This is a genomic window from Pseudomonas sp. TWP3-1, assembly GCF_049896625.1.
GTDB lineage: Bacteria > Pseudomonadota > Gammaproteobacteria > Pseudomonadales > Pseudomonadaceae > Aquipseudomonas.
Window position 1 is genome coordinate 475,724 of the sequence record NZ_JAFCUQ010000001.1, and the last position, 14,382, is coordinate 490,105.

The window sequence follows — 14,382 nt, forward strand, 5'->3', positions numbered from 1 at the left end:
CGCGGGTGCTGCCATGGCCAACCATCGCCTGACGACATTGATCTGGATCTTCACCGAGAAATTCGGCCTGATTTTCCTGTCGATGATCACCTTCGTCGTCTACGCACGTTTGCTCACGCCGACCGAGTTGGGGATCGGCACGGTGATCATCGCGATCGTCGAAGTGGTGGGCATTCTGTATTCGTCAGTGCTGGAAGATCCGCTGGTCAGGCTTGAGCGTCTGGAAGACAAGCACATCAGCACCGCGTTCTGGTTTTCGGTGCTGATCAGCCTTGTTTCGATCGTGGTGATTTCGCTCGGCGCATTCCTGTATACCTCGTCGCCAGTGCTGCAATGGATGACGGCCATCGCCTCGGTGAAAATCCTCTTCACCATGATGGCGCGGGTCTATGTCGCGCAAATGCGCCGCACCGGCAATTTCAAGTTGCTGGCCTCGCGCACGCTGCTGGGCAAGGTTGCCGGCGGCAGCGCCGGGATCGTCGTCGCGCTGCTGGGCTTCGGCGCGTGGGCGGTGATTGCCCAGGCGCTGATCATGGATCTGCTGGCGCTGGTAGTGTTGATGCGCGGTGATCGGCGGCGCATTCCATTCGTCATCGATGGTGCGGTGTTGCGCGACTTGCTGCGCAGCGGCACGCCGGTGGCGATCAATGTGATGAGTTCGCAAACCCTGCAACGCGGGGTCAACATCGTGCTCGGCATGACCGCCGGCGCGCATGCAGTGGGTATGTTCAACCTGGCGATGCGCATCATCGATCTGCCGCGTTCGGCGATTTACAACGGTTTGATGAGTTACGCGTTGCCAGCGTTTGCCCGGCGCAGTGCTGAGCCGTCGCGGCTGATCGGTCTGATCGGCGACTCGACCGCCATCAGTGGCTTTCTGCTGACTCCGTTGTTCGTCGGCATCGCACTGACTGCCGAAGACATCATTCTGTTGATCTTCGGCGACAAATGGGCCGACGCGATTGTGCTGCTGCAAGTGCTGGCCGTCACCGCCGCGCTGGGCAATCTGGCGCTGTACGCGACCACCGCGCTGGTGGCAGTCAATCGCACCTATCTGACGCTCAAGGCCGAAGTCGCCACCACCTTTCTTGCCTTGGCGCTGGTGTATGCGCTGGGGCCGGTTTACGGCGGCATGGCCGCAGCCGTCGCGTTGCTGATGCGCATGCTGGCGATCACGCCGTTGCAGATTCGCGGGCTGAACACCGCCATCGGTTACCGCTGGCGCAGCTTCTTCGACTCGGCTTACCGCAGCGTCCTCGCGACGCTGGTGATGGCCGCTGTAGTCGTCTGGGTCTCGCATCAATCCGACCTCTCGGGCTACCTGCATCTGGGCGCCAACATCCTCGCCGGCGCGCTGACCTACACCCTCGCCTACAGCGTGCTGCATCCGCGCTGGCCGCATGAATTCAAATCGGTGTTCACCACCCGGTGAGCAGCGCTGTCTCTCTGGAGCATTTCGTCATGCGCAAAACCACGCTGATCACGGGCGGTGCCGGCTACATCGGTTCGCACACGGTAGTAAGACTGGTGGAGGCCGGCCATCGCGTGCTGGTGCTGGATAACCTGAGCAACAGCTGCGTCGAATCCATCGCGCGCCTGGAACAACTGACCCGCTCGCAGATCGAGTTCATTGAAGGCGACATCCGCGATCCACTGCTGCTCGACGAGATTTTCAGCGCCTACGCCATCGACGCCGTGGTGCATTTCGCCGGCCTCAAAGCGGTGGCCCAAAGCGTGCGCAAACCGATGGAGTACTACGCGAACAACGTGGTCGGCACGCTGTTTCTGTGCCAGGCGATGGCCCGCGCGCATGTGTTCAATCTGGTGTTCAGCTCCTCGGCGACGGTGTACGGCGAGCCAGCGCGCACGCCGATTGACGAAGCGCTCGGCACCGGCAAACCGGCTAATCCCTACGGCCGCTCCAAGCTGATGACCGAAGAATTGCTCACCGACCTGGCGCGCTCGGATTCGCGCTGGAACATCGCCCTGCTGCGCTACTTCAACCCGATCGGCGCACATGAAAGTGGTCTGATCGGCGAAGCACCTAACGGTGTGCCAAATAATCTGCTGCCCTGCCTGACCCAAGTTGCCATCGGCCGGGCCGGCGAATTAACCGTGTATGGCAATGATTACGCCACGGTCGATGGCACCTGCGTGCGCGATTACATCCATGTCAGCGATCTGGCCGAAGGGCATCTCAAGGCACTCGAACGCTTGCACGGCGACCACGGCATTCACATCTGGAACCTCGGCACCGGCATCGGCTACAGCGTGCTGCAGATCATCCGGGGTTTCGAAGACGTCACCGGGATCAGCATTCCCTACCGTTTCGCCGCGCGCCGCGAAGGTGATATTGCGCAGTGCTGGGCCGATGCGAGCAAGGCCGGGCGCGAACTGGGCTGGTCGGCGCAACGCAATCTCGGGCAGATGCTGACTGACAGTTGGCGCTGGCAGTCGAACAATCCCCACGGCTATCACGCGCCCATTGCGCCGTTGCTGGCAGTCGCGGGCAAGTAATAGCCGGTTCACTCAAGGAAGGAGTTTCGTATGTTCAGGCAATGCGTGATTTGGCTGTGTTTGTTGTCGACGAATGCGCTGGCCGCGCCGATGGTCACCGAGGGTTTGGTGCTGTGGCTGGACGGCGCCGATCCGACGCACATGAGCATCGACGGGCAGAACGGCGTGTTGAGCTGGCGCGATAAATCACCGCGCGCGGTCAATGTCAGCCTGGATAATCCGGCGGCGAGCGCATTGCCGACACTGGTCAACGACGCCATCAACGGTCGTTCGGTGGTGCGCTTCAGCGGCGTGTCGGCGTTTATCGGCCCGTCGATTCGCAGTGGGACCGGGCCGGTCAGCGTGTTCGTAGTGTCGCGACGCTTGCCGGAGCAGGCTGGCGGCAAAGCCTGGCAACGCCTGTTCAGCTCGCGTCCGCAACTGGCCGACAACGACAACGTCGCGCCGAACTTCGGCCTCAGCGTGCAGCAGACCACGGCGTATGAACCCGCCATCGCGTTCGTCGAAGCCACCGACGTCCCGATCGGCCCGTTTGCGGTGGCGCGCAACGTGGTCGGCACCTCGGAAATCTTGCGCGGCGATATCGCCGAAGTACTGGTCTACGACCGGCCGCTGGTGTCCCAGGCAGAACGCGAGCAGGTGTTCGCCTACCTCGCGGAAAAGTGGGCGGTGACGATCCCGCAGCAGTCCAGCGCGTGGACCCGCAGTGGCCCGCTCGGTCCAACGCCGAAGCATATGAACGCGAATCTGCCGCTTTCGGATCAAGCCAATGCCGGGCAATGGCTACTCGACACGCGCCTGTCCGACGACTTCAACGGTGCGGCCCTCGACCGCAACCGCTGGCACGTCAACGACGCGACCGGCACCGATTCGCTGGGACGCAAACCGGCGCTGTTCTTGCCGGAGAACGCCAAGGTGGCCAACGGCAATCTGAACATCTACTTCCGCAAACAGGTGTTGCCGGAAAAGTACGTGCGCCTTGGGTACAAGGATTACAGCTCGGCGATGGTGCGCACCATCGAACGGGGTTTTTACGGCTATTACGAAGCTCGGGCGAAACCGATGAATTCCGCCGGTTCCAGCGCGTTCTGGCTGGCGTGGACCGGGTTGGCGGACAACGCCACCGAGATCGATATCTTCGAAATCGGCGGCAAGACCCGGGATGGCAAGTTTGATCGGCTGTACAACATGAACGCCCACGTCTGGGCCAGACCCGGTAACAATCAACACCTGAGCGAGGGCAGCAGCTGGACTGCGCCGTGGCGTTTCGCGAGCACCTTTCATGTGTACGGGTTTGACTGGCAACCGGGCACGCTGCGCTGGTACGTCGATGGGGTACTGGTGCGCGAGGCGAAGAACACGCACTGGCATTTTCCGATGCAGATCGTGTTCGACAGCGAGGCGATGTGGCAGTGGTTTGGGGTGGTTGACGATGCAGATCTGCCTTCGACGTTTCGCGTGGATTACATCAAGGTCTGGACTCGCAGCAAGTAACCAGTGACAGCGCGTTGCCGAGGGCGGCGCCGCTGGCGGTGTTGTCGAAGATGCACCAGGTGTTGTCTTTTTGTATTTGGGTGGCCAGTTGTTGCAGAAACGTTGGGTCGTATGCGCTGTGGTAGATGCGGGGCGATCCGTGCAGGCGCCAGTAATGTACGCCCGGCCAGCCCTGTGGCGTTGCGTCGGTGCTGATGCGGGAGGGATCGACTGCGGCTTGGGCGATGCGATGTTCTATCAGCAGATCATGGGCAGTTGTCCAGGATTCGTGGCGTGGTTCGAGCACTACGTCACCGTTGAAGCGTTCTCGGAGCTCGCTGAAAAAGGCGTCGGCCTGTGGTGCTTCGAAGGCCAGTTTTGGCGGGAGCTGGATTAGCAGGCATCCGAGTTTTTCTTGTAATCCCGAGGATTGTTGCAGGAATTCGTCTAGCGCCTGATCGCAGTGCTGCAATTGGAGTTCGTGGGTGATCAGCTTTGGCAGCTTGACGCTGAAACGGAAGTTCGGTGGTACGGATTCGGCCCAGCGTTCATAGGTTTGCCGGCGGTGCGGGCCGTAGAAAGAGCTGTTGATCTCCGCGCAATTGACCCGCGCCGCGTAGCGTTGCAGGTGCGTGCCCTCGGTGGGGAAGTCCGGCCAGTACTCGCGACCGAGGCTCCAGCCTGCGCAACCGATGAACATCAAAACAGCACCCTGCCCGCTTCACGCATGAAAATTTCCACGGTTTTGGGGCCGATGCCTTCGAAGGCTTGCAGGCGCTTTTCAAAATCCCTGCGGTCGGTGCTGGCCTCGACGATGGCGCTGACTTTGCCGGCGTATTCTTCGTTGAGTTTGGCGGCGAGTGCCAACAAACGTGTGGCGGTGGTTTCGTCGTAGCGCACGTAATGCGCTTCGCCGAGCATGCGCACCAGTTCGCGGTGGGTGCAATTGGCGAGTTTACGCGGCGTGTCGCGTTGGTGCTTTTCGACAATCACCCGGTAGGCCTCGGCGGCGATATCAGCCTGGATGCGCTTGCCCATCAGGAAACTGGCGAGCAGCCATTTGAACAGGGCTGGTTCGTTTTGGGGGGCGATTGCGATGTGCAGGTCTTGGGCGGTGATGGTTTTGGTCATGTTGGGTTGGAGGGGTGCGGCGGGGTTGAGTGCGGTGCTGCCGACGAATGGCATGGGGTTCTGTGGGACTTTTCTTTGATGGTTGCAAGCCGATAAACCGGGCAGTGCAGGACTGTTTAGCGAAACGCTGTGTTACGTCCAAATGCCCACAAATCCTTGCGCCGTTGCCTACCGCTAGGCCAGAATCCGCCGGCTTGTGCGACCTGGGGTCGGCCGGTAACTTTGATCGGGTCACTGATTCGCAGTGATCGGGTTTAGTAGCCCGTTGGTATTTGAACAGTGCACAGGCGTCTGTCATTCAGGTAATCACATACCTGTATCTGATGGTGGCTGTGTGCAGGGTGCCCCCGGGCACGCCGGCTTTGTTCTTTTCCCCGGTCTACTAACCTGCGCACAGCTGCCTCCACCCCTGTTTAGTAGCTCGGGTCTGACGGCTTCACCACGGAAAAGAATGCATATGTTCAAAGTCACGCCTAATCCGCCGGTAACCGAGCCGGCACACATCACCGACCCGACATCGCCTTACGAATGTCCTGATTCCAAAAAATTCAACGAAGCCGCCGAACGCGCCCTCGACTACCACTTGGGCCCACTCGCCGCTCGCATGATGGCCGCGCCCTACTACCCCAACCGCCTCTACATCGCAAACCCCAAGTCCACCAACGAAGCCCTACTGGTCGACGCCAGCGAAACCCTCGGCTCAGCCAACGTCATGCTCAGCGACTTTGCTGCACTACTCGAAGGCACGCATCGCAAAACGCTGCTAGGTATTGCGCAGATTGTGATGTTAGGTGAGTTGGCGGTGAATCAGGTGCTGGATAATCTAGTCCCGACCGAATAGATCTATACCGTATTACACCAATGTAGGAGCTGCCGCAGGCTGCGATCATTTGATCTTCAAAGTCAAAAGATCGCAGCCTGCGGCAGCTCCTACATGGCCGCACTTACGATATGCGCTACGAGCGGAGTGAAGTTCGTCGATGCAAAACAAAGGTGACAGCCTTTAATCTTGATTAGTAACCGTCCAATGGGTATCTCCCCTTTGATTTGTTATGGAGCGTGCAAATCGAGCGCACCCTCCACCCTCTTCTCACATTGAACACCATTCACCACACCTAACAATGTGCCTTTGTAGTTATTAATAATAGATGTAGGCTTCGTATTTACTACGACCTTAGTATTCGCGACCGAGAATGTTTGGTTGGCTGAGCTGAGTATCGAGCCTGAACCTTTAAAGGCCGCGAATTGCACTACACCGCTAACCTTCCCAACTAGATCGCTACGCACTGTCACATCCACCTCAACGGCCGATCCTGTCGCTACGTCGGAGGTTGTCAGAAGTAAGACAACCCCTTCAGATGGCTAGAGCTGCTTGTGCCAATGCAGGCATATCCACAGCGACAAAAGATGCAACGATGGCGTGCACAACCGGAAGCTTCATAAAACCATTTCCCTGATAAGCAAGGATATAGAAAAATAAAATTTGTAAAAAGACGCAAATCTACATCCTCCCTTTCAGTTGCACTAAGCTCATAGGAGCTCAGGATCTCTCATCGACCGGCGGATGACGATTCTGCAGCGACTCGATTTTCGCGAATGGCTTATACACATCTCCTTTCGAATCCTCATAATAGACAATAAAATCCGAACCATTCGCTTCAACATCCGCGAATGAAATACTATGCATCGCCAAATATTGATCAAGCTGCTCCCTTGTCTTATATCCAGAATAAATAGTAGACAAATATTTAACACCTCTTTTACGAGCCATCCTAAACCTCACTTTTCGACCAAATTTATGAAAGAAACGAAATCAAAGGGGACAATCAAAGGGGACAGATTTATTTCCACCACTGCCCCCTTCACCAAATGAAGTATCGGCACAATAAGGCTCATCTGCACCTGATACAAATGACAGTCTTTAATATCTTTTTAGAACAACGAAAATTCCCGAACGCTATATCAGTAAAATTAATCTGACTTATTCAAGATTCAATCCATCCCAGTCCTGCTCGATACATTCCCTGACAAATCCGCCATGCGTCGCACTCATTCCCTTCTAGTCTTCTTAGGGATCTCAACAAGGATGTAGGATAACTAATGCCCAGAACGGGACGCATTGTGCTAGCAAACTACCCGCACCACATCGTGCAGCGTGGCCATAACAAGCAGGTCGTTTTCGCCGAGCCGGAGGATTTCGAGCACTATCTTTCTGACCTGCGCGAACTCAAAGAAGCATTAGGTATAAAAGTTTATGCCTACTGCTTAATGACCAATCATGTCCATTTGCTGATTGCCCCTGGAGACGATACGTCCGCCCTTGGACAGTTCATGAAAACTCTAGCGGGTCGGATGACGCGTTATCGCAACAAGATCGACGGGCGAACTGGCACGTTATGGGAGAGCCGCTACAAATCCAGTGTTGTGCAGTCCGACACCTATCTGCTGGCGTGCAGCCGATACATCGAGTTAAACCCGGTGCGAGCGAATATGGTGGCGTGTGCGGAGGGCTACCGCTGGTCGAGTTTTGCTCTACGTCTCAACGACTACTCGGAAAGCACATGGCTGGACAAGGATCCTTGCTTTCTGGAGCTCGGGCCTACTGACGCCGTCCGGCGTGAGCGTTACAAGTCATTTGTCGAGATGGCTACGCCAACGGACGAATTGCAACTTATAAGGGGCGCGCTTCAAAGGGGGCAGCTTACGGGCGGTTTGAAATTCGTAGACGAAATTGAACAGATAACCGGTAGGCGAGTCCTGCTTAGAGAGCGAGGGCGACCAGAGAAAATGTCTTAAGGCACAAAGGGGACGATTAAATAAATCTGTCCCCTTTTAGTCGCCTTTGATTCCCCTCCTTTGATCTTCCCTAAAATTATATTGGCCCAATATGATCAAGAGCTACATGTCTTCCTATCTGCAATTTCACCTCTTCAAGCGACCGACAAATTAGCGTGATAAGTTCCCCGTCAGCGTAAGCACCTCTGTAGACACCACCTCCATAATCATAAATGATTGTTCCAAATTCGTAATTAATTATTGCTTGAACAGGATCTCCATCTCTATCGACCAATACCACGACACACCTCCTCAACTTAAATTTACGACAACAAAACTTAAAGCACACAGATTTATCTTCAGCTTTGAATAGCAACATCTTACGCACTCATAAAACCGCGCTATTACAAAAGCGAGTATCAACACAACCACACGCAGCCGCACCTGATAGAAAGCATAAAGGGGACAGATTTATTTTCTGAGCAGCCGTCCGCTTTAGACAAGGGAGAATTAAATAAATCTGTCCCCTTTGATTCTTCTTTGATTCTTTGATCATTTTCAGCTCTTACGAAAGCGATTTAGAATAAGCGTTGATAGCGTTTCATCGTCAATATCCTTATCAATAATCACGAGCGGATTCCTGCCAGTGTTCGCCAGCTCAAGCTCGTATGTCACGACAGCGGTTGTTGCCCCCGCCGCCCGTCTTAACCCAGTAATTTTTCCGCGCAACTCTCTTTCAACAAAGCGAGCAGCGCTTCATCAGCGGCATGAACCGGAATATTTTTAATGATCTTGGAAGGCATATTTTATTACTCACGAACAGACAAAGGGGACGAAGAACAAATGGGGCAACAAAGGCAACAAAGGGGACGGCAACAAAGGGGACAGATTTATTTTCCACCGCAGAAGTTCAATGCCTTGCGACCTGATAAAATCGCCCCTTCTCGAAAAGAAGTATCAACACAACCACACTCGGCCGCACCTGATAGAAATGACAGTCTTTAATAACAATAAGAAATAACCGTAATTTCCTAAATCCCCTTAAAAGTCGCTATCACGACCGACGCGCACTACACCTGTCAGTCAGGTACATCAACTGGAAATCCCCAAAAACCCAATTAAGCTCAACCTAACCCCGCCCCCAGCGCGAGGCCCATAGTCTGTCCACGCTTCCCGCAACCCGCGAAGCGCCACACCCCAGGCCACGGGTACAGCAACATTGTTAGGTGCTCCGGCCTAAAACAAAAACGTACGACGGAGAACACCCATGGCGGTTATCGACACAGCATCGACTGGCAGCGCCCCGAATCAGGGGATGACGCGTGAAGAGCGCAAGGTCATCTTCGCTTCGTCCCTCGGCACGGTGTTCGAGTGGTATGACTTCTACTTGTACGGCTCTCTGGCAGCGATCATCGCCAAGCACTTTTTCGCCGGGGTTAACGAAACCACGGCGTTCATCTTCGCCCTGCTCGCCTTCGCCGCTGGTTTCGCTGTGCGGCCGTTCGGCGCAATTGTGTTCGGGCGACTGGGTGACATGATCGGGCGCAAGCACACGTTTTTAATCACGATTGTGATCATGGGCGTGTCTACGGCTATCGTCGGTTTCCTGCCCGGTTACGCGACCATCGGGGTGGCGGCGCCGATCATTCTGATTACCCTGCGTTTGCTGCAAGGTCTGGCGCTCGGTGGCGAGTACGGCGGCGCGGCGACGTATGTCGCCGAACACGCACCGAAGGGTAAGCGCGGGTTTTTCACGTCGTGGATTCAGACCACAGCGACGCTGGGCCTGTTCATGTCGCTGCTGGTGATTCTGGCCTGCCGCACGGCGCTGGGGACTGAGGCGTTCGAAGCGTGGGGCTGGCGGATTCCGTTTCTGCTGTCGCTCCTGCTGCTGGCGGTGTCGGTGTACATCCGTTTGCAACTCAGCGAGTCGCCGGTGTTCCTCAAGATGAAGGCTGAAGGCAAGACGTCGAAGGCGCCGCTGACTGAATCCTTCGCTCGTTGGGACAACCTGAAAATCGTCATCATGGCGCTGCTCGGCGGCACCGCTGGGCAAGCCGTCGTCTGGTACACCGGGCAGTTCTACGCGCTGTTCTTCCTGCTGCAGACGCTGAAGATCGACCCGCAAACCGCCAACCTTCTGATCGCCGGTTCGCTGCTGATTGGCACGCCGTTCTTTGTGATCTTCGGCAGCCTGTCCGACCGCATCGGGCGCAAGGGCATCATCATGGCCGGGTGCATTCTGGCGGCGCTGACTTACTTCCCGATCTTCCATGCGCTGACGCAGTACGGGAATCCCGACGTGTTCATCGCACAGGAGAAGAATCCGGTCAAAGTCATTGCCGATCCTGACGCCTGCTCGTTTCAGTTCGATCCGGTGGGCAAGGCCAAATTCACCAGTTCCTGCGATCTGGCAAAGACGATTCTGGCCAAGCGCGCGATCCCTTACGAAAACGTCAAAGCCGAACCGGGCACGGTGGCGCAAGTGCGCATCGGCGATAAAGTTGTCGAAAGCTTCGAAGGCAGTGTGCTGCCAGCCGCCGATTTCAAGACCCGCAACGACGCCTTCACCGCATCCCTCACCAGCGGCCTGAAAGAGGCTGGCTACCCGGAAAAAGCCGACCCGGCCAAGACCAATTACCCGATGGTGTTGCTGCTGCTGACGATCCTGGTGATCTACGTGACCATGGTTTACGGGCCGATTGCGGCGTGGCTGGTTGAGCTGTTCCCGACCCGTATTCGCTACACCTCGATGTCGCTGCCGTATCACATCGGTAATGGCTGGTTCGGTGGTTTCCTGCCGACGGTGGCGTTTGCCATGGTCGCGGCGACTGGCGATATCTATTACGGCTTGTGGTACCCGATTGTGATTGCGGTGATGACGGCGGTGCTTGGGACGTTCTTCTTGCCGGAAACCAAGGATCGGGAGATTAATCAGGATTGAGGCGGCGAGGCTTGTAAGGGCGTTGGGACATTCACGATGTTGGGTGGATGTTCTGGCGCCATCGCTAGCAGGCTAGCTAGCTCCCACAGTGGGAACTGGGTACATCTGCTAGAGATCGGTCGGCTGTCAGGCCGCCATCGCTGGCAAGCCAGCTCCCACAATAGAAATTTGCGTACACCCCCGCGGCGAAGCCGCCCCACTCAACAGGATGAGCGTTAGCTCGGCTGCGGCTCTTGATCTCGAGCGCCCGTCGGCAGGCTGGGTGGAGGGATTGATCCGGGGGTGGAAGCGCAGCGACCGTTTGGCGCAGCCAAACACATCGAGAGGAGGTGCAGCGCAGCAACGGATATGGACTCAGTCAAAAACAGGTTTGGGGGCTTCCCCCCAAACATAGAATCTCCCACAGGGTTTTGTGGTGGTCACAGGTTTGTCATTGTTGGTTGGTAGCGTCCTTGCGCCTCCCTCTCTGCAAGGCGATCACCCAAGGTGTTCTCAAGCCCGACGCGCCAACCGATCATTCTTCGCTCCGACGCCATGAACTGCGACGACTTCGGCGCACTGTTCTCGCGGATGTTCGGCAATCGCTATGCCGACTCGTCGCCGCTACCGAGCAACATCATCATTGGCGGGGTTTACGGGCGGCATGAGGGCGTGAGTTTTCGGCGGATGCACTATCGCGGTGATTTCACTGTGGCGTTCCCGGCGCCGTTTGACGAGATCACCTTTGTGATTCCCACGGCGGGCAAGATTGTTTTCGAACACAGCAGCGAGTCGGTCGGTTTGACTCAAGTCGGATTGGCCATCGACAAAGCCGAGTTGCGTTCGATGCGCTTTATCGACAATCACGCGCAGCATGGGATTTCGATCGGGCGCGGGATTTTGACCGAGCGCCTGGCAACGTTACTCGGCAAGCCGCTGCTACAAAAACTGCGCTTCGAACCCATGGTGGATCTGAACATCAAGGCCTTCCAGGGCATTCGCGCGCTGATTGATCTGGCGACCGGCACGGAGTTTGATTTGCTACTGAGCAGCGGTTCGCTGATGCCCTCGCGTCTGAGGGAAATGCTGGTCGATGCTGTGCTGCAAGCCTGGCCGCATAACTTCAGTGAAGCCCTGAATCGACCCGAACCGCTGATCGCACCAAGGCATGTGAAGCAGGCCATCGATTACCTTCAGGCGCACCCCGATCATCAGGTCAGTGGTACGGATCTGGCGCGTTTGAGCAACGTCAGCCTGCGCGCGTTGCAGGACGGTTTTCGGCGCTTTGCCGGGACGTCGATTGTCAGTTATCAGCGGCAAGTTCGGCTGGAATGCGCCCACCATGCACTTACAAACGGGTCACCGACAGTGAGTGATGTGGCTTTGCAATTCGGCTTCAGCAACGTCGGCCGGTTTTGCCAGTATTTCCAAAGCGCCTACGGCGTCAGCCCCGCGCAGGTGCGCAAGGGCTGAAACCCGCAACGTCAGAACTGGTAACTGGCCTTCAGACTGCCGCCAAAACCATGGCTGTCCCCACCGCCACTGGCCGCGACTTCCGCGCCGACGCTGAACGCGCCGAGGTTGGCCATGACATTCACCCCACCCGTGAACTGATCACGATTGTCGAACGCCGCGCGCTGCTCGATATTCAGCCCGAGCAAATGCCCTTCACTATCGACCTGATGATCACCCAGCACATGCTCGTAGCCCACGCGAACACCCGGCACCAGCTGCCACGCACCCATCGCAACTGGCGCGAACGACACGTCGAGGTTGGCCACCGCACTGCGGCGCGTCTCTCGGATGCTGTCGACATCCAGCGCCAGTTCGCTGCCCTTCTCCCTGAAGCCCGACAGGTCCAGATGACTGACGCGCATACCGAGGCTTGGCTCAAAAATCATCCCGCTAAATGGCAGCCGATACCCCAGCGCCAAGGTCGCGCCAGTGAGATTGCCGTGGCTGTCGCCCTTGGCTGAGCCGAGGCCGCCTCCGAGATCACGTTTGCTCTCGTAGTCGAGCCAACCGGCGTTGGCATCCGCATCGACAAACAGCCCGCGCTCCAGACCATTCGGAGCGAAGCGTGCGCCGACCGCGAAGAACGTCAGATCAGTATCCGCCTCGCCACTCGCGCCGCCGACATTGCCCTTGCTGTAACCGAAACCGGCGTGAGCGCTGAGTTGTTCGCTGAAACGTTGGGTCAGTCCGATCATCAGGCCTTGGCTGTGCTCGTTGCTGCTGGCGGCATGCGCCGAGCCGTCGTTGCCGAGATAACCCGCCAGTCCGGTGCTCCACAGCCGGGTTTGGCCAATCTTCAGATCGGTGCCGCTGGTGAACGGCGCAGCGGCTTGATCGATCATCGCGCCCTGACGCAGCAAATAGCTCGCGGCATCGGCGTGCACCTGGCCGCCGACCGTGGATTCGACACCACCGAGAGTGCCGGCATCGATCGCTGATTGCAGGTAATAGTTGTAGTCGCTGTAACTGCCCGACAGGCTGCTGTTTTGCAGTTGCTGCAACAGTTGCGCGCCGGCGCCGGCGTTGCCGATCAGGCCCTGCTGACCCGGCAGGCTGTTGTAATAAACCATCTTGCCGCGCAGGACGTAGATGGTTTCCTGCGATAGACCCAATCCCTGTTTGAGGTAGTTATCCATGCTGCCGTATTGGGTGGTCACTTGATCGAGACCGGCCTGTAAAAAACTCGCCTCGACGCCGAGCAGCGGCGCGTATATCGCGGCCATGCTTGCAGGCATCGATGCCAGAGTTTTCGCTACGCGCGCGGCGGTGTACTCGTTGGTCGCCAGGTAATTGTCCATGATCGTGGCGCTGTCGACCCCGGCGATACTCAGCAGCACGGCGGCAGTCCAGCCAGTGCGATCCTTGCCGGCGGTGCAGTGGAACAGCGCCGCTCCATCGACTCCGGCGAGTTCGTTGAACAGCGTGGTGAACCGCCCGCGCATACCGGCATCGCTGACGAAGGCGCGGTTGGTCTCCTGCATCATCGCCACGGCTTCGGCGGCGCTGTGGAACGAAATGTTGGTGATGTTCGAACCCGACGTGGTGGCGCCAATAATGTCGATGTTGCGATAGGTCGCACCGCTGATCAGTGTGTCCGGCGTGGCGGCAATTTCGCTTGGCGTGCGCAGATCGTAAATGGCTTTGATCCCCAAGCCATTGAGGACGGTCAGATCTGCCGCAGTCGGCGTCAGCGCATTCGAGCGATAGAACACACCCGAACGCATCGTGCCGTCATTGGCCGTTGAATAGGCGCTGGTGGTGCCGGCGATATCGCGGAAGTTGTCGATACCCTGCAGACGCGGCGTATCAAGGTCAGCCGCCTGCGCGGCGGCGATGGACAGGCTCAAAACGGACAGCGAACACACAAGACGTTGAAACACGGCGCAGCCTCACGGGAAACAGGTTGGGGCCGCCACTATCTGCAATCAACCAAGCGGCAATGTGACAGAAATGCCTGTCAGCAAAATCCCTGCGCGATCGGTCCGGGCACTGCGTTTTCTGTCCGTGAATATCGAGGATCTGCATTCAGCGTTAATATCAGCGCGGTT

10 protein-coding genes are annotated in these 14,382 nt (G+C 57.3%); 7 read left to right on the forward strand and 3 right to left on the reverse strand.

The window, feature by feature from the left end; genetic code table 11:
• Window positions 1-13 precede the first annotated feature (13 nt).
• Genes ACP7BN_RS02255 through ACP7BN_RS02265 form a run of 3 tightly spaced genes read left to right on the forward strand, consistent with a single transcriptional unit; the run spans window position 14 to window position 4,011 of the window.
• Window positions 14-1,432: an oligosaccharide flippase family protein gene (locus tag ACP7BN_RS02255; protein WP_426201261.1), complete on the forward strand. Its 1,419-nt coding sequence runs from the start codon at window positions 14-16 to the stop codon at window positions 1,430-1,432.
• Between the two features lie 29 nt (window positions 1,433-1,461).
• Window positions 1,462-2,517 carry a UDP-glucose 4-epimerase GalE gene (galE, locus tag ACP7BN_RS02260; RefSeq protein WP_426201263.1) on the forward strand — a complete coding sequence of 352 codons (1,056 nt, stop codon included), beginning with the start codon at window positions 1,462-1,464 and terminating at the stop codon, window positions 2,515-2,517.
• Between the two features lie 30 nt (window positions 2,518-2,547).
• Window positions 2,548-4,011, forward strand: a complete 1,464-nt coding sequence (locus ACP7BN_RS02265) for a LamG domain-containing protein; glycoside hydrolase family 16 protein (RefSeq protein WP_426201265.1) — start codon at window positions 2,548-2,550, stop codon at window positions 4,009-4,011.
• Here ACP7BN_RS02265 and ACP7BN_RS02270 read toward each other — a convergent pair.
• Window positions 3,986-4,690 carry a DUF72 domain-containing protein gene (locus tag ACP7BN_RS02270; RefSeq protein ID WP_426201267.1) on the reverse strand — a complete coding sequence of 235 codons (705 nt, stop codon included), beginning with the start codon at window positions 4,688-4,690 and terminating at the stop codon, window positions 3,986-3,988. The two genes, ACP7BN_RS02265 and ACP7BN_RS02270, sit on opposite strands and share 26 nt — an antisense overlap.
• Complete coding sequence (locus ACP7BN_RS02275; protein ID WP_426201582.1) at window positions 4,690-5,121, reverse strand: DNA methylase; 432 nt, start codon at window positions 5,119-5,121, stop codon at window positions 4,690-4,692. The genes ACP7BN_RS02270 and ACP7BN_RS02275 overlap by 1 nt, the downstream gene beginning before the upstream one ends.
• Before the next feature lie 457 nt (window positions 5,122-5,578).
• On the opposite strand from ACP7BN_RS02275, the gene ACP7BN_RS02280 reads away from it, so the two are divergent.
• From ACP7BN_RS02280 to ACP7BN_RS02295, 4 genes are all read left to right on the forward strand, one after another.
• Window positions 5,579-5,962 (forward strand): DUF6124 family protein, encoded by a 384-nt coding sequence (locus tag ACP7BN_RS02280; RefSeq protein ID WP_426201268.1) that lies wholly within the window; start codon window positions 5,579-5,581, stop codon window positions 5,960-5,962.
• Window positions 5,963-7,221: 1,259 nt separating this feature from the next.
• Entirely contained in the window at window positions 7,222-7,917 is a 696-nt protein-coding gene (locus ACP7BN_RS02285; RefSeq protein ID WP_426201270.1) for a transposase, read from the forward strand.
• A gap of 1,246 nt (window positions 7,918-9,163) precedes the next feature.
• Window positions 9,164-10,840, forward strand: a complete 1,677-nt coding sequence (locus tag ACP7BN_RS02290) for an MFS transporter (protein WP_426201272.1) — start codon at window positions 9,164-9,166, stop codon at window positions 10,838-10,840.
• A gap of 486 nt (window positions 10,841-11,326) precedes the next feature.
• Window positions 11,327-12,292 (forward strand): AraC family transcriptional regulator, encoded by a 966-nt coding sequence (locus ACP7BN_RS02295; protein ID WP_426201274.1) that lies wholly within the window; start codon window positions 11,327-11,329, stop codon window positions 12,290-12,292.
• Window positions 12,293-12,303: 11 nt separating this feature from the next.
• Here the strand turns inward: ACP7BN_RS02295 and ACP7BN_RS02300 are convergent, their stop codons facing one another.
• Entirely contained in the window at window positions 12,304-14,214 is a 1,911-nt protein-coding gene (locus tag ACP7BN_RS02300; protein ID WP_426201276.1) for a tyrosine-protein phosphatase, read from the reverse strand.
• Window positions 14,215-14,382: the final 168 nt, after the last annotated feature.